The organism is Halomonas sp. DP8Y7-1, assembly GCF_019801685.1.
Taxonomy (GTDB): Bacteria; Pseudomonadota; Gammaproteobacteria; order Pseudomonadales; family Halomonadaceae; genus Halomonas; species Halomonas litopenaei_A.
In genome coordinates, this window is record NZ_JAHVIN010000004.1 from 165,657 (window position 1) to 191,527 (window position 25,871).

Sequence of the window (25,871 nt, forward strand, 5' to 3'; positions counted from 1 at the left end):
TGAAAGCTGACGATGCAGCCTGTTCTACCAGCGCCTATGCTGTTGGGTGACACGGCGATGTCACAGACGCTCGCCTACCGCACGCCGTTTCGAGGCAACGCCTCTTGCAGCGGGAGCTACGCTCATGGCAGACGCCACTACAGTGGCTCTTCCTCACTGCCACAACCACTATCTGGTGATGCGCCATGGACATAGCCAGGCCAATGCCAGAGGACTGATCGTGTCTTCCCCCACCCACGGCTGCGAGGGCTATGGCCTGTCTGCCAAGGGCGAGGAGCAGCTGCAGCACCGACTCGACAGCTGGCATCTAGCGACACCGACACATATCGTGCACTCCGACTTTCTGCGTACCACCCAGACCGCCGAGCACGTCGGCGCGTATTTCTCGCTCACGCCCACGCCCGACCAACGGCTTAGAGAGCGTTTTTTCGGTGATCTCGACCAGGGTCCGGATAGCGCCTACGCCTCTATCTGGAGCCACGATGCCGAGAACCCCCATCACCACCTTCAAGGCTGCGAGAGTGTCGCGGACGTTGTCCAGCGTATGTTCGCGCTGATCATCGACCTGGAGGCCCGCTTGCACCACCAGACCATCCTGCTTGTCAGCCACGGCGATCCACTGCACATCCTGCTGACAGCCGCCAGCGGGCAGCCACTGTCGGCACATCGTGACCAGCCGCCGCTGGCCCCGGCAGATATCCGTCCTCTGATAGTGGGCGCCGATGCCGCTGGCACCGCCTCCTCCTGATGCCCTTTCTACGGGTCCCTGACGGGCGGTCGGCCCTCGCCGGTATGTCTCCCACGTAACCAGCACCTTCCCCGACCGGCAGCCCTGTCAGGCTCCTGGCTGTGCACAACACTGTGGACGACACAGAGATGTCCTGTGGAAAAGTCGCAGAAGCACGATCAACGCCTATCCAGGCCGACAAAAGTTGTGCAGCCATCGGATAGAAGCAGCGACTGTCATGGATCTCGTACTTTTAGCGCCCGATTCTGCGAAGTTCGTACCAAATCGTCACTCGCCCGCATGATATGTTGCGAACCACACCTCTATCTCTCAGAGGCATCGCTCTCAGAGGCATCGCTCTCAGATGCCTCAGCCTCGGCGCAGCCAGCCAAGGCGTTGTGGTCGCTGCCAGGCGTTTCACTGACACAGGACTTTATTGGCTCGCATGATGGAACCCACGTCTCAGCACCGCGGCTTAGCGGTGGATGGCCAATCATCGCGCGCCTTGCTGTTGTCGACGAGTCACTGCCAGGACACGAGCGATCATCTCGCCCTCGGGCTGCGCCACCGATTAGAGCGGCCTAGCAGGTTAGGGGTGCCCAACCAATGACGCTGCTCAGGACTCGCCAGTTCCTGCTGCTACAGGGCCCCTGCTCACCGTTCTTCACACAGCTCAGTCGTGAACTGCTGGAACGTGGTCACGGCGTGCATCTGATAGACCTGTGCGGAGGTGACCTGATCTACCGCTGGCGGCTGGGCAGTCGTCGGTTTCGCGGCGGGCTAACGGACTTCACGTCACAGATAGCCACCTGGATGAGCCAATGGCGGATCACCGACCTTGTGGTTTTTGGTGATCAGCGCCCACATCATCGAATAGCGATCCAGGCTGCCCGGCAGCTTGCACTGCGCGTCCAGGTGTTTGAAGAAGGCTACCTTAGACCCCACTGGATCACCTTGGAGCCGGATGGCGTCAACGGCTGCTCCCAACTCCCCAAGGACCCAGACTGGTTTGTGGAAGCCGCCGCCAGGCTTGGCCCACCGCCCCCTGCACAACACAGCCTCAGTCCCTTCAGGGTGCGTGCCACCCATGACGTTCTCTACCACCTGGCCGGGCTCTCCAATCCACTGCTGTTTCCCGGCTACCGCGGCCACGCTCCCGTCAGCGCACCGCGCGAATACGCCGGCTATCTACGGCAACTGACGCGCAAGCGTCTTGAGCGCGCCAGCGAAGCTCATCGCCTAAGGGCGTTTCTTGGCCATCCTGGGCCTTATTTTGTGTTGCTGCTGCAGCTGGACAGCGATGCGCAGATTCGCTGTCACTCAGACTATCCCGACATGGTCAGGGTACTGCGCGAGGTACTGCTGTCCTTTGCTCAGTTTGCTCCTCCCGACGCTCGTTTGCTGGTCAAGAATCATCCCCTCGATCCGGGATTGAGCGGCCTTCGTCGGCATACCCAGAACATGGCGAGGGAGAGGCAGATCGATCATCGCCTGCTGTTCATCGAGGGCGGGGACCTCAATCACCTGCTGCCCGCCGCCCAGGGAGCCATTACCGTCAACAGCACCTCGGGCTTTGTGGCGCTGGAAAATAACTGCCCTCTACTTTCCCTCGGGAATGCCATCTACAACCTGCCGGGCCTGACGCTATCTCGACGTCGGGTACCAGCGGACTTCTGGCATGCACCGCCCCGCCCAGACGGCAAGCTATTCCAGGCACTGAAAACAACATTGCTCCATACCGTTCAGCTCAACGGCAGTTTCTACTGCCGCCCAGGCATCGCACTGGCGGTCCACCACAGCACCCGTCGCCTCTGTACCGAACGCTCTCGACTAGAGGAGTTGCTGTCATGCGTGCCATGCGCTGCGTAAGCCTTGGGTCAGCCGCGAGGAGCCGAGGGCTCGGCCAGGATGTCCTGTCATGATGACCTCCGGGCTGGATACACAGATAGCGAGAACAGCACTGTGCCTGGGGCTGCTTGGTCTTCCCCTCGGCACGCTGCTCAGCCTCGCCCTCGAGGCTTCCGATGAACGCGCGCCATGGCGCCAACGCCCTGCGTCCGCCTGGCTGGTCCACATGGGCTCATGGGGTCTTGTCTATCTGCTCTGGCTGGCCTTGGTACAGCGCGGCATGCTGGCCATGGTCATCACCCTTACCCTGCAGTGGGTCGTTCATCGCAGCCACCAGGCCAAATGGCAGAGCCTGAAGGAACCCTTCCTGCTGCAGGATTTCGAGTACTTCCTGGACGCGGTGCGTCATCCGCGACTGTATTTGCCCTTCTTCGGCATCACGCTGGCCATATCAGCGACCCTGGCAGGCCTCTTGGCCATCGCGGCGTTCTGGTGGCTGGAGCCCAGCCTGATGTCCATGCTTGGCCCTCAGCAGAGCGTGCTGTGGTGGCTTTTCCTGGCCCTGGCGCCGTCAGCCGCCTTGGCGCTGGGCCTGTCGCGTTTGCCTGGGGCCAGCCTGGATCCTGTTGCCCATCACCGCAGACTGGGGCTATGGGCAGGCTTCTGGGCCTTCGCGCGCTATCCAGACACCCCGATCGATGTCTCCCGCGCCCCCATCTCATTGCGCCAACCTCGACGGATGCACTTCAATCAGCCGTCGATCCCGCTGTCTCAGCACACGCCCCCCTTCAGGCCGTCGGTGGACAACCTGCCTCACCTGGTCATCGTCCAAGGGGAGTCGCTGTTCGACCCTCGTCCCTGGTATTCCCAGGTTCCTGCTGAGGTGCTGTCCCACTGGGACCATCTTTGCGCCAGCGCATTGGCCCATGGGCGCCTTAGCGTGCCCGCCTGGGGCGCCAATACCGTGCGCAGCGAGACCGCCTTTCTCTGCGGGCTGAGCGCTGACGCCCTTGGCATGCATCGCTTCAATCCTTACCACCAGCTGGCTCGCCAACAGGTCCCCAGCCTGGCCAGCGCCTGCTCTCAGCTCGGCTACCGGACCCTGGTGCTTCACCCCTATCCGGCCAGCTTCTATCAGCGGGACAAGGTGATGCCGAGGCTAGGCTTTGATGTCTTTGAAGATCTCGACAGCTTCCGGCACGAGCGTCGCGACGGCCCCTACGTGGCCGATGCAGTACTGGCTGAGCGTGTCGAACGGGCGCTCCAGGATCCCGATCCCCGGCCATTGATGGTGTTGGTGATCACCATGGAAAGTCATGGGCCCTTTCTGCTCGAACCTATGCCATCGCCGCTACGTTGGCTGACTCCAGACAGCAGGCGTCCGGACAAGGTAAGTCACGAGCTGGACATCTATCTGCACCATCTGGCGAATATCGACGCCATGATCGGCCACCTCGCCGAGGCACTGACAGGCCAGTCGCGACCAGGACTGCTCTGTGCCTACGGTGATCACGTGCCTATCTTGAGCGCCAGCTATGAATGGCTCGGTGATCCAGATGGCAGAACCCCCTTTCTGCTATGGAGCCCCCAGGGCGCCAGTATTGACCCTCAGCCACCGGTGACGGAGCTCACCGAGCTGGCCGATGGCGTGCTGGATGCCGCCTCGGCCCTGGCATATCAAGATGCCGAACGACGATCGCCCGCATCGCCGCACTTCTCGCACGGCATTTCTCCCAACGTGTCTGGCCGCGTACGTCGGCAGAAGGAGTCGCCATGACCCGGCGTGTCGCCATTATCGGAAACGCAGTCCGCTTTCCCCAACAGCCCGGCGAGTCTCTATGGCAGAGCCTGCTGGCCGGGCGAGACCTGGTCACGCAGGTGCATCCCTCGCGCTGGGATGCTCGGCGTTTCTATCATCCGCTGCGAGGCTCGCTGGGGACCAGCGTCAGCATGGCCGCCGGTTCGCTCGGGGACATCAGCGGCTTTGATGCCGACTTCTTCGGCATTTCCCCCAGAGAGGCTGCCACCATGGACCCGCAGCAGCGTGTGCTGCTGGAATTGACCTGGGAAGCCCTCGAGCATGCCGCTATTCCGGTATCGACACTGAGAGGAACGCGCTGCGGGGTTTACGTGGGGATTTCCAGCCCCGACTTCGCCTATCGGCACGCCGGTGACCTGGCGTCACTGGACAGCCTGTCCGCTACCGGCAATACCTTCAGCATCGCCGCCAATCGGCTGTCTTACCTGCTGGACGTCACGGGCCCCAGCATGGCCATCGACACCGCCTGTTCGTCATCACTGGTGGCGTTTCACCAGGCGTGCCAGGCCATTCGCAGCGGTGAGTGCGACACCGCCTTGGCTGGCGGAGTCTGTCTACATCTCCATCCCTTCGGTTTCATCGCCTTCTCGCGTGCGGGCATGCTGTCCCCACGCGGCCGTTGCCGCGTCTTCAGTGACGAGGCGGACGGCTATGTGCGCGCGGAAGGCGCCGGGGTCGTCGTGCTCAAGGCGCTCGACCGGGCGCTGGCCGACGGCGACCCGATCCTGGCAGAGGTGGCGGCGACCGGCGTCAATACCGATGGCCACAAGAGCGCACTTACGGTGCCGAGCGCCGACGCTCAGTCGCGTCTGCTGACCCAGGTCTATGCGCGCGCCGGAATCGCGCCGGACCAACTCGACTACCTGGAAGCGCATGGCACCGGCACCCCCGTGGGCGACCCCATCGAGGTGTCCGCTATCGGCGAGGCACTCGGCAGGCATCGCTCAATGCCCCTTCCTATCGGCTCGATCAAGAGCAACATTGGTCATGCCGAGACCGCCGCGGGCATGGCCGGGCTCTACAAGGCCTTGGGCTGCCTGAGCGCCCGCCGGGTTCCGGCCACGATCGGCATTGAACGCTTGAATCCTGCCTTGCGCCTGGATGACCACAATCTGGAGGTCGTTCGTCATACCCGAACGCTGGCTGCCAGTGGCCCGCTGACCATCGGCATCAACAGCTTCGGCTTTGGCGGAGCCAACGCCCACGTCGTGCTGACCTCACCACCACGGCAGACAGCGCCTTCCCAGGTTGCCGTGGCAACTCATCCAGTGCCCAACGCACAGCGCTGGCCGCTGGTACTGACCGCCCATGACGAGCCGGCCCTGGCGGCGCGGGCCGCTCAGCTTGCCGACCACCTTGAGCACCATCAACCAGCGCTGGAGGCCCTGGCCTGGACCCTCACCCAGCATCGTGAACGGCTAAGCCACCAGGCCATCGCGTTGGTCAGTGATCACGAGCAGGCCATGACGGCGCTGCGCCAGCTGGCGGCTACGCCAGCATCAGGGGGCGACGACTCCCCCGATGTAGCGCACAGCGCTGCCGGCCAGCCGCCAGCGGTGTGGCGGCAGCCGCGTCTCGCGGCCCCCCTCGGGCCCGTCTTTGTCTACACAGGCAACGGCTGCCAATGGTTAGGCATGGGGCGAGAGCTTTTTAGCAGCAGTGGCGTCTTCCGGGACGCCATCGCCAAGGTCAGTGACTGCTTTGCACCCCGCGGTGGGTTTTCGCTGTTCACCTTGCTGGCCGAAGGCGACGATGCGGAGCTGCTGGACGACACCCTGGTGGCACAGCCGGCTCTCTTTGCGCTACAGGTCGGCGTGACCGAGTGGCTGCGTGCAGCGGGCATCGCACCGACGGCGGTGACCGGCCACAGCGTAGGCGAAGTGGCCGCGGCCTGGGCCTGTGGTGCCCTGTCACTCAGCGATGCGGTAGAGGTGGTATTCCAGCGCAGTCGCCTGCAGAGTCTGCTTCGCTACCGGGGCGGCATGACGGCCATCGCTTGTCAGTTGGACGATATAGCGCCCTGGTTGGAACAGCCTCGCTTCGCTGCCCTTGATCTGGCGGGGGACAATAGCCACGGCAATATCACTCTGGCAGGACCGCTGGCAGCGCTGACGGAGCTGGAACATGAGCTCTCCGCCGCCGGTATTCGTCATCTTCGCCTGCCGCTGGACTATCCGTTTCACAGTGCCTTACTGGACGAACTGGAACCCTCGCTGCGTGATGCACTGGGAGACCTGGCCCCTACCCCACCCCAGTTGCCGATGATCTCGAGTGTCAGCGGAACGCTGATCGACGCTCCGCTGGATGCTGGCTACTGGTGGCGTAATCTGCGCGCCCCGGTAAGGTTTCGCGAGGTCCTCGATGTCCTTGTGGAGCGCGGCGACTCGGTGCTGCTGGAAGTCGGTGGGCATCCGCTGTTGAAACGCTATATCGAGGCCCAGTACCGGCTGCACGGTCAACCGGTCCTGCATGTCACTACCCTGGCGCGCACCAAAGATGCCTCGGCGACACTCGAAGAAGCCTCCGCTAGGCTGTGGCTCAGTGGCGTGCAGGGCAGCTTCGCCGCCTGGTATGATCGACGCCATGCCCCCGTGGAGCTGCCACCCTACCCCTGGCAACGTCGCCACCACTGGCCCCGCCCAAGCGGCTGGGGCGACCACTCGCTGATCGCTCGAGAAGAGCATGTGCTGCTGGGCTACCGCCCAGATCCTACACTGGCCGTGTGGCATCAACGCCTGAGCACTGCCACGGTGCCGTCGCTCGCAGACCACCGTGTCGGTGGCACGCCGGTACTCGCTGCCGCGGCTCAGGTCGAGATGGTGCTGGCCGCCGCTGCCGCACTCGAGGATTCCGCCTGTATCGAGATCAACGACCTGGAGATCCTCGCACCGCTGGTACTGGAGGACCCATTGGGACGTCTGACCCGGCTGGAAGTGGATGCCCAGCGTCGTGTCAGCCTGCAGACCCGAGGACTCGACGAGGCAGATCGGTGGACGCCACAACTGACGGCACGCCTGGCACCAAGCTGCCTGGGGCGCACGCTGCAGGAGCCAACTCCCGAGCTACCCGACACACCTTCCCAGCTTAGCGGCGAGCAGCATACCGAGCTCACCCAGACCATGGGACTGGACTACCACGGTGACTATCGCTGCCTCGAGCATATCTGGTGTCAAGGTGATGAGGCCGTGGCCACGCTGGCCATGGTAGAGGACGACACCAACTGGGAGTTGCCTCCCGGTCTACTCGACGGCGCCCTGCAGCTGTGTCTTCCCTTGCTGGGAGAACCCCAGAAACGTGGATATCTACCCGTGCGACTGTCGCGCCTTCAGTTTCGTCGCGGCTCAGGCCAGCCGACACTGGCCAGAGCCGTCATACGTCGGCGCTCCCCCCATTCCTTCACCGCCGACCTATGGCTCTACAACGCCGGTGGCTGTGTTGCCGCCCTTGAGGCGGTGCGTTTTGCCGCCACGCCCTTGCCACGAGGAGTCTCTTCTAACGACACAGTCAGTGTGGAACGACTGACATCGACCCTGGTCCCCGCGCCACTCTCGCCGCAACCGGTCGGCCAGCACGGCAGCCGTCTAGCCGCTCAGCTCGAGGAGGTGATCAACGGCCGCTACGGACTTGTGCTGGAGGAACTCAGCGTGTTGCTGAATCACCTCTGCGATCGCTGGCTTGCACAGGCCGCCGGCCAGGCTGTAGCCAGCGAGCCGAGGACAGAGCAAAGCGTCGGTATCACAGAAGACAGCGTGGCACACCGGCTCGAGGCCTTGCTCCCGACCACGCGCCCCGTCTCAGGGGATGACTCGCCAGAGCCCCCGTGCCAGCACGAAGCGCAGCTTTCGGCCGCCGCGTCCGGCGAAGATGGGCAACCTGCGCCCGTCGCGCTGTGGCGACTACTGCTGGCGGAATATCCTCAGCAACTGGCGTTGCTAGGCCCGCTTGGACGCCTTGGCCAGCACCTGCCGTCGCTGCTGGCCGGGACGCGAGAGGTCATCGACGACCTGACTCTGGAACAGCTCCAGCCTGCCGCGGCCAGTCTGATGGATGACGCTCTATGGGAGGTACTGCATCAGCAGGTCCGTGGGCTGGTCGACACGCTGCACCAGGAGCTTCCCTCGTCTCAGCCTGTACGCCTGGTGGAGGCGGGGATGGCGGCCCCACGCCTGGCGGAGGCGCTGCTGCCTGTGCTTCAGCCTAGCCGCATCACGCTGCAGATCTGCGTCTCGGACGAGCTTTCGCGCCAGCGCGCCCAACGCCTGATCGACGCCAACAGCGCCATATCGTTGGCGACATCCACGGCCGGGCCTCCGGCTCAACTGGCTTGGGTGGTCACCACACCCCTCGATCTCGATGCCAGCTTGAAGGCCATCGATCAGGCCAGGGCCCGTCTGGCCGAACAGGGACAGCTGATCATCCTGGCGCCCCCTCCCACCCGCTGGTGGCAAGCCCTGGGTGCACTGTACCCAACCGCTCGTCCGGCCCGACACGACGCCATATGTCGGTATCTCATCGACCATGGCTTTGACATTCTCAGCCCACCCTCACGTACGGGTGCTCATCAACCGGCGATCATTCACGCCGTACTGACAGAGCCCAACATGGCCGAGGCCGCTGCCAACTCCTCACCGGCACTCTGGCTCATCACCGATCAGCGTAGCCAGCAAGCAGCGCAGCGCCTGCTGCTGCAGCTAGGGCAAGGAGAAGGGAAAGGCGAGGAGGAAGGAGAAGAGGAAGGAGCAAGCCACGCACACTGCCTGATGCCACGTTGCCTAATGGATAGTGAGCTGGCGGCTGAGCTTGAACATCTGACCAGTGACGAGCGCGCACGGGTTCATCTCGTCGACCTGCGCGGCCTGGCCACAGGCGATCACCCGGCGCCTCTTACGCCTGCTCCAGCCATCAGTGCTGAGCAAGAGCCCTGTCTCCCCCTCGAGACCCACCGTCGCTGTCTCGATCGGTTGGAACAGCTTAGCCAGCTCGCTCGATTGCCTGAGGTCGCAGCCATGACGCTGGTCACCTGCCAGCTGGCACCGCTGCTGAACGGCGCCACGCCAAGGTCGGCAGACGCGATGGGGTGCACGGCGGCTGACGAGATTGAGCAGGCCGCCGCCTGGGGACTGTGGCGCAGCCTGGCAAATGAACGACCGAAGGTTCGCTGTCGCGCCGTCGATATTGTCCTGACCGATGAAGCGCTGGAGACGCTTGGCCGGGCACTTGAGCAGGACGATGGCGAAGAGGAAACCGTGATCACTGCCCAGGGAGATCGCTACGCGGTTCGCGTGCGCCGATGGCCAGCACTCCCCCCGGCTTGCGACAGGCCAGTGTCCGCGCCTGTGACGACCGGCGCGAACGACCAGCGCCTGGCCATCAGCCATCCGGGACAGCTTTCACGTCTGACCTGGCAACCAGCGCTCACCAGCGGCCATGCGCCTGATGCCCTCGACGCGGATCAGGTCAGGGTCAAGGTGCTGGCCACGGGACTGAATTTCCGCGATGTCATGTATGCCCTCGGCATGCTGAGCGACGAGGCCCTGGAACAAGGGTTCTCGGGCGCAGGCCTGGGGCTTGAGTTCTCAGGCATCGTTGAAGCCGCGGGACGCGGTGTCGAGGGACTGGCGCCGGGAGACCTCGTCATGGGGCTCGGCTCAAACGCTTTCTCCTCCCGCCTGGTCACCGGTGCTAGCGCGTTGACGCGAATTCCTCCTGGCGTCGATCCCATCGCTGCCGCCGGAGTACCCACCGCTTTTCTGACCGCGATCTACGCGCTGGAACATCTGGCTCGGCTCTCTCCGGGCGAGCGAATACTGATCCATGGAGCCGCCGGAGGCGTCGGCCTTGCTGCCATACAGATCGCCCAGTGGAAGGGAGCAGAGGTCTTTGCGACGGTAGGCAGCCCGGCGAAGCGCGATATGCTGAGCCTGCTTGGCGTCACCCACCTGTACGATTCGCGCAGCCTGCATTTCGCTGAACAGATCCTCGACGATACTCAAGGTGATGGCGTTGATGTGGTGCTCAACTCCCTGTCTGGCGAGGCGATTCACCAAAGCCTGCGGGTGCTGGCGCCGTTCGGTCGTTTCCTGGAACTCGGCAAACGCGACTTCTACCAGGATACGCCGATGGGGCTGAGACCCTTTCGCCAAAATCTGAGCTACTTCGGCATCGACTCCGACCAGCTATTGTCCCATCGACCCGCTCTCGCCGGGAAGCTGTTGGGGCAACTGGTGGAAGGCTTCCATTCGGGTGCTTTTCACGCCTTGCCATGCACCATCTTCACTGCAGATCGCGTGGTCGATGCTTTTCGCCACATGCAGAAGGCCGCACATATCGGCAAAATTATCGTGACCGCCCCTGACACGGCCCACCAGAGCGAGCTACCGGACAGCGCTGTCGCTACCGCACCCGCCTCTCACGTGATCAGGACAGGCGTTGAGCCCAGCGACCATGAGCCGGACTCACTGCAAGAGGATGAGGTCAGTTCTGGAGAACCTTGGCTCGATGCAGCCGGATGCTACCTGATCACCGGAGGGCTATCGGGGCTGGGGCTGGTGACTGCTCAGCGACTGGTGGACTGCGGTGCCCGTCACCTGCTGCTGTTAAGTCGATCAGGCGCCAGCAGCGCCGAAGCCAAGGCGGCAGTCGATGGCTGGCGTCGCCAGGGCATTACCGTGGAGGCCCCCTGCGTGGACCTTGCCGATGGCATAGCGCTCGCAGCGCTGATCAAGGACCCGCAACAGCAGCGCCCCCCCCTGCGAGGGGTCATCCATGCGGCGGCCGCCATCGATGACGGCTTGGTGCACCATCTGGAGCGCTCCCACCTGGAGACAGCGCTAGGAGCCAAGCTGCTGGGGGCACTGCATTTGGATCACCTGACCCGCGACTGCCCGCTGCAGCTGTTCGTGCTGTATGCCTCCGCCACCACCGTTTTCGGCAGCCCTGGGCAGTCCGCCTACGTTGCCGCCAATACGGCGCTGGAAGCCCTTGCAGTGAGACGACGTCGGGCGGGCCGGCCCGCTACCTGCCTGAGCTGGGGCATCATCGAGGACACCGGCTTTCTCGCGCGCCACCCCTCCCTTCAACAGTCACTGGCCAAGCGCATGGGGGGCAGTCAGCTGCGTGCCAGCCAGGCGCTGGACCATCTGCAACAGGCCATCAACGAGGATATCGGGGTCGGTGCGGTGATTGGCCCCGTCGATGGCTTGCCCGCCCAGCGCCGCTTTGACGACCTTCGCCAGCAGTGGCAACGAACGGATACCTCGGAAGCGCCTCTCCCCCACATCGACCTGGCGACCCTGGACGAAAACGAGAGGGTGGAGATCGTGGAAAGCGTGGTACGTCAGCAACTCGCCAGCATCCTGATGCTCGAGCCGGAGCGGATCGACGGCCACAAGCGTCTCTCGGAACTGGGATTCGACTCCTTGATGGGGGTCGAGCTGGTGACGGCTATCGATCACCAGCTGGGTGTAACACTGTCTCCCATGGCCCTGGCAGACGCTGCAACGCTCAAGCGAACCGTCAACCTGATCTGCGAACAGGCGATGGGCCCATCCGACACGGTACACGACGAGCAGACCCACCTGGCCCACCGTCACGGTGCCAGCGCGGAGACCGAGAAGGTGGGGGCATGACGCCTGACGAACGCAAGGCATTGAAGGGACAATGGCTAGATCAGGCCAGGCGGCGGGATGCGAGCCACAGCGAGCGGCCTGGCCGCCAGGATGCCGCCCCTGACCTCACCGACTTCAGCACGCTGGAAGGTTACCGCCAGATCAGCATGATGCGCTCACTCGCCAGCGCCGCCGGCGTCGCCAGCCCCTTCTTCCGCTGTCATGACGCCAGAGCGGGGGCCGTTAGTCAGCTACAGGGCCGCGATGTCATCAACTTTGCCAGCTATGACTACCTGGGACTGGCAGGAGACTCCAGGGTCATCGCCGCGACGCGTCACGCTATCGAACGCTACGGGACCTCCGTTTCCGCCAGTCGCATCGTGGCCGGCGAACGGCCGTTCCACCAAAAACTGGAGGGCGCGCTGGCCCAGCACTATCAGAGCGACGATGCTCTGGCCTTCGTCAGTGGCCACGCGACTAATGTGTCCACCATTGCCATGTTGGTCGGGCCACGCGATCTCATCGTTCACGATAGCCTGATCCATAACAGCGTGCTCGTCGGCGCCAAGCTATCCGGGGCCACGCGCATGAGCTTTCCTCACAATGATCCCGACGCCCTGGATCAGCTGCTTCGACGCCACCGCCAACGTTTCGAGCGGGTACTGGTGGTGATGGAGGGGCTCTACGGGATGGATGGTGATACGCCGGACCTAACCCGATTCATTGCCGTCAAGCGTCACCATCAGTGCTGGCTCATGGTGGATGAAGCGCACTCACTAGGGGTGTTGGGAGCGACCGGACAAGGGCTGTACCAGCATTGCGACGTACCTGCCGCCGAGGTCGATATCTGGATGGGCACGCTCAGCAAGGCACTGGCATCGAGCGGTGGTTACATTGCCGGCTGCCAGCCGCTGATCGACACCCTGCGCTATCTGGCGCCAGGATTCCTTTACAGTGTTGGCCTGGCGCCACAGCTCGGGGCCCCTGCGATTCGCGCGCTCGAGCTTCTTGAGCAGGAGCCGTGGCGCGTCACCGCCCTGCAGCACAACGCTCAGCGTCTACTGGCAGGTTGCAGAGCACTAGGACTAGAGACAGGACATTGCCAAGGCCATGCCATCATTCCCGTTATTCTGGGCGATTCGGCCAAGGCTACCCAGCTCTCTCACCGGCTGCTGGAGGCTGGCATCAATGTCCAGCCAATTCTCTATCCCGCCGTGCCAGAGCGAAGCGCCCGCCTGCGCTTCTTCGTCAGTAGCGAACATACACACGAGCAGATCGACGTCACCCTGCAAACGCTGGGTAGATTGATGGCGACATCGTCATGAAATGGTAGTGATTGAAGGATCCTGACCTTTGTCCCAGCAACGGAAAACCAAAATGATCCAACAAAGAAGCCACCCAAGCCTGTGAGCAGCAACAGCGTGAATGGGGAACCATCAACGTAGGGAGAAGCAGTAGAGGAGAGAGAAGAAAGGGGGAGAAAGCGAGGGGAGGGAAAAAGAGAGAAGAGAGAAGAGAGAAGAGAGAAGAGAGAAGAGAGAAGAGAGAAGAGAGATTGAAGTGAGCTTCCTAGGCTTTGTCCGAAAAGTCGACGAGCGAAGGTTAGACAAGGCAAAAATTGGTGAGAAAGCGCAGTTTACGAGGTGTAAATGAGCATTTTGACCGGGCTGGCGTACCAGCCGATTTTTAACGCCGTATCACCAAGCGCAGGCACTTTTCGTACAAGCCCTAGTCAGGCAAGCCTTGAGTATTGCAAACACTTTCCTAGCATTGTCGCTCGCGCCAAAAGGCTTCGTGCCTCGCCGGGTTACCTATATCCGCGGCCTTTTCCAAGGCACGCCTAGCCATGACCTGCATCTGTTCAGGGGACGTCAGCAACCGCTCCAGAGCTTCCTGCCAGGCGAGATCATCATCATCTACCAGCACACCATCCACGCCATCATCGACGATCTCTTGATATGGCGAACGGCGGCTGTAGACACCGACCCCTCCCATGCGAGCAATCTCGAGAAACTTGAGGTGTGACTTGGCGCTGTTAAAGGCTGATGGCCACAGCGGAGCAAGCCCTACGTGCAGGCGCGTCTGGCCGAGCCGTCGCCGATAGGCATGCCATCCCATGGGTGCAAGGATCATGACCTGCTTATGATCGCGCAGCGGTTCAGGGGTAAATGCCCCCATCGCCACCTCCAGCGAGGCGCTGTCAAACGACGACAAGACATTGACGAGGGCTGGGCTGATCTTTGCAAGGTCCTCTCGGTGGGCTCGCGTCCCGTGATATCCCAGCCGCCACTGCCCGTCACCCGGCAGCGGAGTCGCCGCGCCAGGCAATGAGCCTAGAGCCGGCGTCAACACCGTCACCGTCCCGTGGTGGCTACTGAGACGACGGGCCAACCGTTCACTTGCCACCACGACTTCATCAGCCAGGGCCAATAGCCGTGGCACGCAATAGCGGGACAGCAAGGCCATACGCTCGCGATAGGGCGGCGGTAGGCTGGCATCCTCCGCGGCTGCCCCGATGTCATCGTCCAGCAGATAATGCAGACTCGCCAAAAGGCCACGCTGCGACTCGAGCAGCTCAAGCCAGGGGCGAGGCAGACTTCTGCAGACAATGACCTGTGCCCCGGACAACAGGCGCCCGAGCCAAGGCCAACATAGTCTGGGGGTCACCCATCGTCGAGTATTCAATCGAGTCACGTTGGCGCCGGCCTTGCGCAACCCGGGCGCCGCCGTCGCCATAAAGTAGATATCCTCAGTGGGCAGCGCACCATCGCTAAGCAATAGCCATCTTGCTCGGGCGGCGCTCAGGCTTCCCGTTGCATGGCGCCGTCCGACTGCGCCTTTCAGATCATCAGCTTTCACACGCTGGGTTCCCCCCCAGAAAAGCTCCAGCAGGAAATGCCACGACAGCCAACGTGCCCAGTGTCTCGCCTGACATCGCCCAGCGCCCCGATACGGCCACTATCAGCGTAAAGAGAAGTCTTCATGAACCAGGGTCAGGTTGGGGTTATAGGCGGGGTCATGATCGAGCTGCTCTTTCCAGGTGCTGCGCATATACAGCACCTCACCACTGGCTCTGGCCCGCTTGCTGGCGTTGTCATCGGCACCACGAGACTCAGACTCGTGGTGGTACAGCTCGGCATACGGCGTCCATACATTGCGATAACCGGCAGCGCGGACTCGCAAACAAAAGTCGACATCATTGAAGGCGATAGGCAAGTGGCGCTCATCCAGTCCGCCTACCTGATCAAACAGCGACTTTCGAACGAGCAGGCAGGCCCCCGTCACCGCAGAATAGTTCTGAGCCAGCATCAACCGCGAAAAGTAACCGTTAGCGTGACGACTGAAATACTTGTGGGCATGCCCAGCCACTCCCCCTATGCCAAGTACAACGCCCGCATGCTGGATCGTGTCGTTGGGATAGTAGAGCTTGGCACCGACACAGCCGATATCTGGCCTCACCGCGTGACGTACCATCTCATCTAGCCAATCTTCGTTGATCGGCTCGATATCGTTATTGAGTAGACCGAGCAACTCGCCCCGAGCATGGCGGGCGCCAAAGTTATTGATTCCCGAATAATTGAACGGGTGGTTCCACGCCACTACTCTGACACGCTTATCCGCCTCAGCGACGGTTTTGAGGTATGCCAGCGTTTCTGGACAGCGAGTGTCATTATCGAGAATCAGCAGTTCGAAGTGCGGATAACGGGTGCGCGAGAGAATCGCTTCAACGCAGGGCGCCAACAGATCGATACGATCCTTGGTGGGAACCAGCAGGCTGACCAATGGTAGAGGGTCAGGCAACGGCCAGCGAACTCGGTAGGTATGGGGCAACGGCCCTGGTTCTACCTCAGCCCCGCTGCGGGCCTGTTGCAAATGGTCTGCCACGGCGCGCAGTCCGGCATCGAAGGCGTACTGCTTGGCGTCGCTGCACAAGGCCGTAGAGCCGGGAGAAGCACGCCAGTGATAAAGCACGCGTGGGATATGGACGACGCGATCAGGATCCGCCGCAGCACACACCCTCAACGCAAGATCATGATCCTGGCTACCCTCGAAGCCAGCGCGGAAGCCCCCAAGTTGACGTACCAGTTCGATATCAAACACACACAAGTGAGCGATGTAGTTCTGTGCCAACAGCAGGTCTGGGTTATACCCTGGTTTGAAGTGTGGTTCGCAGCGATAGCCACGGGAGTCGATCTTGTCTTCATCGCTATACATGAGCAGTGGCGCGGGAAACAGGCTGGTAGCCTCAAGCACATAGCTCAAGGCGCACGGCGATAGCATGTCATCATGGTCTAACAAGGCGATGTACTGCCCCTTGGCCATGGATAGCGCCTTGTTGCTGGCTGCGCATACGTGCCCATGCTGCTCGAGGCGTGCGAGCTCGATTCTGTTGTCCCTTGCAGCAAACTCCTCAAGCAGGGCAATCACCTGAGGGTCCTGGGAAGCATCATCTACCAGGCACAGCTGCCAATGGGGGCTGTCCTGCCCCAGTACCGATTCAAGGCATTGACGCAGATGAGCCGGCACGGGGTCGTGGACGGGAACCAGAATCGACACCTGCGGTGTCGTAGGGTGACAGACTCTATGGGCGTCGGCTGCCTGGGCCGCACCAGGCACGTCCCGAGCGGAGAACCTGGGGCCGGCCTGTGAACGGACCAACCGCGACTCCCCCTGAACATCCATACGCCCAAACGATCTCTTGTGCTCCAGCATCACCCGCTGTCGACTGCGACTGTCATCGCGAGATCGCGCCCCCCCCGCCTTCCTTTTCGACTGACGGGTTCTTGAACGATCACGTGCGCGGGAGCCACGGAGCCCCTCGGTACCGGCGCGAATTTCCCCAAAATCGGCCTGTCGGCTGGTCGTCCGCCAATTCTGGCGATAGATGACCTCTCCAGCCTTTACCGCCTCACGCGCTGGCAGTGGAGGATGGGCATCTTGCTGCCTGACCGTCTCTTCATCCCGCCTTTCCGCCCGTCCATCCACCCTTTCGAGGTCATATAGGTTGCCCTCACCCATTAGCGTGGCGGACCGAGCCACAACACGATGAACAGGAGAAATCACTGGCCCAACAGGCCAAGAAGATACGCTAGTATCCTGCTCGTCTAGACGCTCCCACGCCTCCTCCCAGCCACGTTCGCGTAACCACTGGGGATAGCTTTGACCCGAACACATCCACTCAAACGTCTCTTCGTAGTCAGCCAAAGCCAATTCACGCCAGTGCCGCCGCTCCAACCTGGCGCGCTGACGACAGCCTTGTATCACACTTGCCCGTGGGACATTTCGCCAACGATGATGCATGTTCACCAGTCGCTGACTCAGACGATCATGGGCAAACCAGGGTGTCAGCCAGACGATACGAAAATGTCTGACGGCAAAGCGACCAGGCGAATCAAGAGGATCAAAGCGTAGGCGTTTCAGCCATCCTTTGACATACACGAGACGCTTACTGATGCGCCCGTTTCGCAAGGGCACTACGAGTGACTCCTCTTCACTGAAGCCACTACCAGTATCAAAATACAGACGTACTAGCGCGTGCCGCTGATCATGGTCCAGGTCGAGTTCAACCATATGCCACCCGGGAAGGGGCAAGTGCCTGCGCTGAAGAAACTGGGGATCATCATCCAGAGCCTCCCATTGCCAGTCGAGACGACCGTTCCCGAGCTTTCCCAAACCACTCCAAGGCCGCCAATACCGCTGAGGGTGGACGATAAAGTTCGCTCGCTCAAGAAGTCGTAACACCACCGAAGACGTACTATCCTCACTCATGCTGCGTGCTCAAGTCTGCAGATAGTCTTATGCTCCACGTCAATGTGGTGCCGCTATTCGGTAAGGTTCGATGGGGAAACATTGACCGGTATCTGCGACTCGACACTGCACTTCATCACCCGCTGATAACTTGATCGCCACCTTGAACCCTACACAACCGCTTCTCGGTGCTCGCCAGCTTTGAACATCACTACAGGACTGCGTCGCCGGAACCGTTACCATTCGCTCGCCATTGACTAATACTTCAACAACGACCTGATCATCGGACTCTGTCTCCCACCACGCCCATCCAGAAACACCCTGCATATCACAACGGGTCATCTTGCAGTGAGAAAATCGCAGATTCCTCCGATAGAGTTGCATTCGCACGTCAAAGAGCTTGCAGCAATGCTGATATAGCTCCACTTCCCTAGCATTCAGCTCAAGGAAGTCTCGCTCATCATCTGGATCTATATCGTAGCGTGCACCTAGTCGAGGCGCTGCAAGATTTTCCTGACGCTGAGGAACATCGATGTCATAGCGAGTATTAATAATCTCCAAACTCTCCGAGTAGCGTTCAGTCAGTCCGATGACACCGATAGCTTCAGGCTCGACACCACGAAGCACGGCAAGCTGGCGATTCAAAAAACCCTCGAGCCGGATAAATTCAGCAAAGCTCATTTTGTAACGGTCATGACGTTGATGATGCCAATATTCAGAGGCTGCCCGTTGAAGAGGATCACGAAGAAACGTCAAGGTTTGAGTTGCGCCGCAGACAGGCAAGTATCTGACAGCATTAACGTGCCCGGCCACCATCTTTGCCTGCATGGCAACACAACTGCGGTAAAACTGCCATACATTATCACGCCCCTCGTACATATACTGCCGTACTAAAGCATGAGTGCCCTGAGCCTCAAGCCCATAGTCATACACGATATGTTGGTTACCTAAAGCCTGCTGAACCCCTAAACGAAAGCTTGTACCAGCCGTTTTAGGTATGTGAATAAAAAACAAAGGACCCACGGTCACTTCACTTGATACAGGACATTCTTCTTCATGCAGCTGCATACCCCACACCCTTTTCTATAAGGAGAATCAACGTCCCACAACCCGACAATGAGCTTCTTGGCATTACACTATCGTAGAGATCCAAAAAAAGAGTGTGCGCCTGTCACATAATATAGCAACAGTCTCCACCACGAATCCTGATATCTCTCAAGCGCTAAGTTACTATTTTTCTAATAAAAAACTGGAATATCAATCTTCGCCGATAATGGTATTACTATGGCCGCCCAAATTAGATGCATTGGCGTGGGGTGTCACCGTTACCCTGTCGCCACGCTTCAACGGAAGAGAGTGCGTCCAACGAAAACCACAGTATCCGTCCACTGACCTACCTGAATGTAGAAGATCTGGACGATACATGTCAGCCGAAACACGCCCCACATGCACGCCATTGACAAATATGTTCACAAATAGACCACCCGCCTCACCTTGCAAGTCCGTGATCCAGCCCATCACCGTGGTAGCATTAGATACAATCACGATCCCCCTCAGAGGGCGGCCTAATGGGGTCTCACTGGCTAAGCGCTGATCCAACCCCGCCATTTCTCGTTCAAGGCGACTTAGCTTCCCTGGGTCAAAGAAAAATTGCTCGCCATGGACATCAAGATGCTTGAAATAATTTTCACCTCGCGTAAGGCTAGTGCTAGCTGCACTTCCGCGTCGACATTTAGCGGCGAACTCCTCCTTTGTCTTTACGGCATAGTGATGCACTCGCAAAGGCCCCTTGCGAACATCACCTGTCAAACCACATAATGGGCCAGGCTTAACAGTCTGGCCAGCCCGTTGCGAAAAGTCCAAGATTTCCTTCCCCATGCAATCAACATATTTAAGGTCAGAAATCAACAAGCTGGCGTGAATTCCTAAACTCTTAACATGATCGACTTTGACCAGACTTTTCACATGACGATCTCCTTCAAAGTTAGGGTCGCCCGAGCAGTGAGTAAACCGCTGAAGGACAGGCTCCGGAGTCTTCTTGATTAGGCCTCCGGAACCAAAACATCGCCAGTTAACACAGACACTGCCGACATCACCCGCACCAACTAGCTGTTCAAGGCAGCGCCGCTCCTCCCCATGACGTTGACTTTCGTGCACCAGAAACTCGTCAGCGTCAAGAAACATCACAAATTCAAACTTGCCGAGAGCAATTTCTAACACCCGGTTGTAACAATGCGCTTGAGTATTTTTGGCCAAAGTCGGCTGATATATTAGTTTGAGGCACCCAATTAGCTCCATCGCCTCAAGCAATGATCTCGTGCCATCGTTCGACATGTTGTCAGCTACGATGATATTGTCAAAACCGGCGAGGTGATGCCAGGCCACCCATTCCACCATGTAGTCAACTTCATTTTTTACAATTCCAGAAAGACAAAGCTTCTCCATTGCTAGTTCATCCTCAGCGGTGAGTTGACCAAATCAACAACATCGTTGACGACCCTTGCCCTTACGCATTCACCAGGCAGTACACTTTCATCATCCGGCAAAGTGAAGGAAAAGCCGCAAGCCAAGTTATCGGGTGCACCACAACCCGGATCTGCTTCATTAGCAGTCACTACGCCAATAGAGCGCTCACCAATGAATATCTCGACCTCGGCATGCCGCCCTCGATGAACATATTGAGCCCATCCCTTGACATGCTGCCCATCAAAAGCCACAAGGCTGCCTTGCGATTTCGTTATGCGGGTGGATTCAATATAATCCTCGGGTTCTGGATCAATAAAAGAACGTGCACTATCACGCTGCTCCCTCGATGGCTGGAGAGAACAAAATTCCTCTAATATAGAGAGAAATACCTCTGGATATGCAGTGGCCTTATCATACGACACCAGCATAGCATGAGGGGTGTGGCTATTAATAAAGCCCAAAGTCTTTTGATACTGCGTCAGTGCACGGCCCATCCCCATGGTGACTTGTTCAAGCATGGAGATAGAATTTCTTTGAGCAATCGAGAGTATGTCCTTATAGATAAAGATATAACGCGCATTCGGTACCAGGGCATCAACTTCGGGAAGGTGATCAATGATCGAAGGACGCTTCCACCCCCAGTACACATGCTTCATGGAGTATTCGTTAATGATATGCTTCGCCTTGGCAAGTTGATTACGCTCGAATGCTCCAGAAAGACGAACGTCCTCGTAGACCGGATGACTGGCCTGATCCCCCATATAAACGCCCAATCTAGCCAAGACGCCCGCCACCATAGACGTCCCGCCGCGCGCCGTACCAATGACAATAATAGGAGACGTCTTGTCCGACTTAGGGTTTCCGACAACAACGACACCCTTGTTAATTAACGCATTATTTTTAGCCATCATCCCTCCGAGCTCTCTCACTAGCTCCGCTAGTGATATTTAATACGGCAGTCATTATCGTCCACCAATGGAAAAATCCTCGCGACTCTTTGTCAGGCAGGGGTTATAACTTGGATCATGATCGATGATACGTCCCCACGAATTCTTCATATACTCTATTTCAGCATTGAACCTGGCGACTTTTTCAGGATTATCCTCAGCTCCGCGACTAATAGACTCGTGATGATACAACTCGGCATACGGCGTCCAGATGTTACGATACCCGGCAGCGTGTACCTTTAAACAAAAGTCAACGTCGTTAAACGCAACCTTCAATTCGTTTTCGTTAAGCCCACCAACTTCGTTATAAACATCCCTTCTGACCAACAGACAGGCTGCTGTCACGGCTGTCACTGATTGCACCACCTTGAGACGATTGAAGTAACCACCAGACTCTTTGGGAAAGTGCTTATGAGAATGGCCGGCAACGCCCCCCAAGCCTACGATGACGCCTGCATGTTGAATTGTGTCGTTGCCATAATACAGTTTTGCTCCCACGCAACCTACATCCTCTCGGCAGACGTGAGATACCATTTCTCCTAGCCATTCTGGCGAGATGACCTCCACATCATTATTAATCAAACCGATAACACTTCCTTTGGCCAAGGTCGCGCCAAAGTTGTTGATAGCAGAGTAATTAAAGGGATGATCATAGCGCACCACAGTAACACGGGAGTCCTCACGCTGAATTTCCTCAAAGAATGCATGAGTCTCCGGCTCAACACTACCATTATCAAGAATAATGATTTCATAATGTGAATACAGTGTCTTCTCAAGAATGCTACGTACTGCCAACTCCGTAACTTCCTTCTTATCTCTGGTAGGAATCAACATGCTCACAAGCGGTGAAGGTTGAGGAATCGGCCACTGCACACGGTAGGTATTTGCCACCATCCCCTGCTGAACCATCGCCCCCTCTACCGCAGAGGACATAAAGTGATCTTGTAATGCCTGGATCCCAGCGGATGTTGTATAGTCTTTTCCCTCTTCGGCCAGTGCAGTGGAACCTTCAATTGCTCGCCAGTGATACAATACACGAGGAATATGCCGAATATTGTCCGGATGCACATGGGGTAGACACCTCAGCACAAGATCATAGTCCTGAGAGCCTTCGACGCCTACGCGAAAGCCACCAATCTTTTCAACGAGCTTTCTTTGATACACACCCAGATGAGAAACATAGTTCTGTGAATAGAGAAGATCCACATTCCAATCTGGTTTAAAATGTGGCTCACAACGCATACCTGCGAAATCAATTTTGTCTTCATCGCTATAGATGATTTGGGCGTCGGGGTGTTCAGAAATTTCTCTAGCAACGAAATACAAGGCATCTACTGCCAGTTCGTCGTCGTGATCCAGCAACGCCACGTACTCTCCTGTTGCAAGAGCGAGGGCATCATTGGTGGTTTTGGAAATGTGGCCGTTATCTTCACGGAGATGGTACTTGATGCGTTTGTCTCTCTCACTATACGCCTTCAACACCTTTGACACATGTGGTGACGGAGAGGCATCGTCGACAAGACACAGCTCCCAATGAGGGTACGACTGGGCGATCACTGACTCAATACATTGCGCCAAGAGGTGCTCATCGGTATTGTAAACGGGAACCAAAATCGAGATAACGACCGGTGATGGTATCGCCGAAATGAAATCCTTAATCGTGTCTCTGCTGGGTAAGTCGAGCGTTTCTACCTCATCAATCCATTTTTGGTAGGAAAGCTCGGCCTCATTAACGATGAAGGTCTCGGCGTAATCCTCCAGTAATCGATGGAGGATATCCTCAGGGCCTTCTAGGTCTTTGACTTTGCCTTCTGACTGCGAGATCTTGCCGGGCTCACCATGATGTTCGTCTTCTTCCATCGAGACATCATTGACCGCACCCAACCATATGTCCGATGCTGACAGGCCGGCATACTCAGGGCGACTACTGGCCAGTCTACTGGCAATGTCCCTGTGGGCGTCACCCTCCAAAATATTATCGATGCACAGTCGCTCGAGTCGAAACAGTCCCTCCCGTTCCCAAGGGTCGAAACGAATATTGACCACATCTCCTGATAGGCGCAGCACCCTCGAGGTGGACATGCCAGACTGAAACGGGACCGGGTAGGACTCATCCTCCGTAAAGCCTTCACCATAGTCGATGTAAAGCTTGGCGACCTGATGCTGGTACTCACCTGTGATAATGAACTCGATTCGACACCAGCCCTCACTCAAGCCATCCTGGGCTCGTCGGCTCACGGTGAAAGCGGGATCAGTTCCATGGGATCGCCAGTGGAATTCCCCTTCTAGGCAACGCTCGAGTTGTTGGGCCTCTGTGAGGGTGACAGTACAACCTTCGCAGCACTTGAGAAAGCCATCGATACCCGACCAGGGACGTTCTAACTGAGGTGGGTCGATTCGTCTCAGCACCGGGTCGTCGAGTTGGAATTCTCCCGGTCGGGTCATGGGGTCCAACCGAAGACCTTGCGTCCCCCTCGGAATGTAGACGACGAGGCGTTGCCGCCCAGGCTTGGCAATAGCGCGTGTCCACACGACATCAGGCTGGAAACCGTCCCCATAGTCCAGGTACACGCACTGCTCAACAGCAAAGCGCGCTGAGAACTCATACTCCAGACTAAACCAACCGCCTTGTTTTAAGACAGCCGGGTTAAGCGGTGTCAGCAGAAACTGGGGATCATCACCCACCGCGACCCATATGACCCGATTATCTCTCGTAATCAGCTGCAGTTCGTGGATAGGGAGCAGGTCCAGCCGACTGCTCTTTCTAATGTACTTGTGATACAGGCCGCCCAGATCACGAAGTGGTTTGGTCGCACGCCAACTGAGCGACGTCTGCATACGCCGTAGCCTTGCCGATAACGCCAAATTCGTCAGATCCGGATACTCCGAAGAGGCCTGCCCCTGCCCTGATTCATCATCCACTACTTCCACTCCCTATCTATCATCTAGTAGCCGGGGGCATCGATAAATGCCATCCCTCGTGCGTCTTTGTCAGACACGCGTGGAGTACAGCCACTTAGAGGCCAATCTATCGACAGTGTCTCGTCATCCCAACGAATCGACACCTCATCACCTGGTGCATAGTAATCAGTACACTTGTAAACAAATTCGGCTTGGTCACTGGTGACAAAGAATCCATGAGCAAAACCTGGAGGTACCCACAGCATTTGCCGGTTGTCCTCACTAAGAAAAGCCCCCACCCACTTTCCGTAAGTGTCACTGTGACGTCGCATGTCGACTGCAACATCAAACACCTCGCCCCGAATGACTCGCACCAGCTTTCCTTGTGGTTGCTTAAGCTGATAATGGAGCCCTCTCAGAATATGTTGCTCTGAACGACTATGATTATCTTGCACAAATTGCTGATCGCCGCAGTGCTCATTAAAGAGCTCTTGGCGAAATGTCTCCATAAAGAATCCCCGTTCGTCACCAAACACTTTGGGGGTCATTAGCACAACATCGGGTATTGCCAGCTTCTCTGCATTCATTGACCTATTCCTTCCCCTTATGCTTGGCCTGTCATAGCCCGACTGCCTTGGACGACACCAATTGTTTTAGATAGACTCCATAGCCCGTCTTGGCTAGCCCTGCGGCCTGGTATAAAAGGAATTCGTCACTAATCCATCCCTGAGTCCAGGCAATTTCTTCCAGGCACGCAATCTTCAGTCCCTGACGATGCTCTACTGTCTGTACGTATTGAGCTGCCTCGAGAAGGCTGTCATGCGTCCCGGTGTCGAGCCACGCAAACCCCCTTCCCAGGCGCTCCACGTGAAGGAGACCACGGTCCAGATATTCGTTATTGATACAGGTGATCTCCAGCTCTCCCCTGGCGGAAGGCTTCACACTTTTAGCAATATCGACAACATCATTGTCGTAAAAATAGAGACCGGTCACTGCATAGGATGACTTCGGGCGTGTCGGTTTTTCCTCGATCGATATGGCACGGCCGTTTTGATCGAACTCGACGACACCAAATCTCTCGGGATCCTTAACGAAGTATCCAAAGACAGTAGCTCCACGGCACTGATCCGACGCCCTCAGCAGCTGCTCTGAGAAATGTTGCCCGTGAAAAATGTTATCGCCCAAAACTAAACAGACCGGATCACTGCCGATAAAGTCCTCGCCAATGATAAACGCCTGGGCAAGGCCCTCGGGTTTCGGCTGAATGGCATAGTTAAGGGAAACACCGAATTTTTCACCGTTCCCCAGTAGCTGACGGTATACGGGTAGATCCTCAGGCGTGGAAATTACAAGAATGTCGCGTATTCCCGCCAACATCAGAACGGATAGCGGATAGTAAATCATTGGCTTATCGTAGACCGGAAGCAGCTGCTTCGACACGCCGTGAGTGATGGGATGTAGACGTGTGCCGGAACCTCCGGCAAGGATAATACCCTTACGATTCATGGTGAAGACCTCTGGGGATACTGACCACTGGGCACGCTATTTTTATAAGCGGGTTGGCTAACATATTCAGTGCGGTGTCGACGACATACAGGACAAGATAGAAACGCGACGAAGGGGAAGACGGGATTAAACATCAAGGAAAGCAGAATAATATCGTTGGACAGACCGGAAATCTGTCTTTCTAAAGAATTTACTGACCAGTTGTTCACTTTACTACTTTTAAAATCGTTTGACTGGCCCTCAAGCACATGGAGCGATATCGACAATATAGAGAAGCCAGTAGTGGAGTGTGTTGTGTAAGA

At 58.3% G+C, this 25,871-nt stretch carries 13 protein-coding genes; 5 read left to right on the forward strand and 8 right to left on the reverse strand.

Annotated features, from left to right (window positions below):
* The first annotated feature begins 124 nt into the window (after positions 1 to 124).
* From KUV41_RS05340 to KUV41_RS05360, 5 genes are all read left to right on the forward strand, one after another.
* Positions 125 to 748: a histidine phosphatase family protein gene (locus KUV41_RS05340; RefSeq protein ID WP_261395922.1), complete on the forward strand. Its 624-nt coding sequence runs from the start codon at positions 125 to 127 to the stop codon at positions 746 to 748.
* A gap of 585 nt (positions 749 to 1,333) precedes the next feature.
* Positions 1,334 to 2,596, forward strand: coding sequence for a capsule biosynthesis protein (locus KUV41_RS05345; protein ID WP_222484776.1), 1,263 nt, complete (start codon positions 1,334 to 1,336; stop codon positions 2,594 to 2,596).
* 49 nt (positions 2,597 to 2,645) lie between these two features.
* The gene (locus tag KUV41_RS05350; protein ID WP_222484778.1) at positions 2,646 to 4,352 is read left to right on the forward strand and encodes an LTA synthase family protein; all 1,707 of its coding nucleotides are present in this window, start codon (positions 2,646 to 2,648) and stop codon (positions 4,350 to 4,352) included.
* Complete coding sequence (locus KUV41_RS05355; protein ID WP_222484786.1) at positions 4,349 to 12,022, forward strand: type I polyketide synthase; 7,674 nt, start codon at positions 4,349 to 4,351, stop codon at positions 12,020 to 12,022. Before KUV41_RS05350 ends, KUV41_RS05355 begins: the two co-directional genes overlap by 4 nt.
* Positions 12,019 to 13,326, forward strand: coding sequence for an aminotransferase class I/II-fold pyridoxal phosphate-dependent enzyme (locus tag KUV41_RS05360; protein WP_222484788.1), 1,308 nt, complete (start codon positions 12,019 to 12,021; stop codon positions 13,324 to 13,326). Before KUV41_RS05355 ends, KUV41_RS05360 begins: the two co-directional genes overlap by 4 nt.
* 439 nt (positions 13,327 to 13,765) lie before the next feature.
* On the opposite strand, the gene KUV41_RS19625 is transcribed toward KUV41_RS05360, so the two are convergent.
* The 8 genes from KUV41_RS19625 to rfbA all read right to left on the reverse strand — a co-directional run bounded on the left by KUV41_RS19625 (position 13,766) and on the right by rfbA (position 25,569).
* The gene (locus KUV41_RS19625; protein WP_222484790.1) at positions 13,766 to 14,860 is read right to left on the reverse strand and encodes a glycosyltransferase; all 1,095 of its coding nucleotides are present in this window, start codon (positions 14,858 to 14,860) and stop codon (positions 13,766 to 13,768) included.
* A 102-nt stretch (positions 14,861 to 14,962) separates the two neighbouring features.
* The gene (locus tag KUV41_RS05370) at positions 14,963 to 16,558 is read right to left on the reverse strand and encodes a glycosyltransferase family 2 protein (protein ID WP_222484791.1); all 1,596 of its coding nucleotides are present in this window, start codon (positions 16,556 to 16,558) and stop codon (positions 14,963 to 14,965) included.
* A 1,251-nt stretch (positions 16,559 to 17,809) separates the two neighbouring features.
* Complete coding sequence (locus tag KUV41_RS05375) at positions 17,810 to 18,817, reverse strand: hypothetical protein (RefSeq protein WP_222484062.1); 1,008 nt, start codon at positions 18,815 to 18,817, stop codon at positions 17,810 to 17,812.
* Positions 18,818 to 19,006: 189 nt separating this feature from the next.
* On the reverse strand, positions 19,007 to 20,194 hold the full coding sequence (locus KUV41_RS05380) for a glycosyltransferase family 2 protein (RefSeq protein ID WP_222484064.1): 1,188 nt from the start codon (positions 20,192 to 20,194) through the stop codon (positions 19,007 to 19,009).
* Between the two features lie 2 nt (positions 20,195 to 20,196).
* Positions 20,197 to 21,126, reverse strand: a complete 930-nt coding sequence (locus KUV41_RS05385) for a hypothetical protein (protein WP_222484066.1) — start codon at positions 21,124 to 21,126, stop codon at positions 20,197 to 20,199.
* Between the two features lie 51 nt (positions 21,127 to 21,177).
* The gene (locus tag KUV41_RS19630; RefSeq protein WP_222484800.1) at positions 21,178 to 24,084 is read right to left on the reverse strand and encodes a glycosyltransferase family 2 protein; all 2,907 of its coding nucleotides are present in this window, start codon (positions 24,082 to 24,084) and stop codon (positions 21,178 to 21,180) included.
* A gap of 23 nt (positions 24,085 to 24,107) precedes the next feature.
* Positions 24,108 to 24,650, reverse strand: coding sequence for a dTDP-4-dehydrorhamnose 3,5-epimerase (gene rfbC / locus KUV41_RS05395; protein ID WP_222484801.1), 543 nt, complete (start codon positions 24,648 to 24,650; stop codon positions 24,108 to 24,110).
* A gap of 31 nt (positions 24,651 to 24,681) precedes the next feature.
* The gene (gene rfbA, locus KUV41_RS05400) at positions 24,682 to 25,569 is read right to left on the reverse strand and encodes a glucose-1-phosphate thymidylyltransferase RfbA (RefSeq protein WP_222484072.1); all 888 of its coding nucleotides are present in this window, start codon (positions 25,567 to 25,569) and stop codon (positions 24,682 to 24,684) included.
* Positions 25,570 to 25,871: the final 302 nt, after the last annotated feature.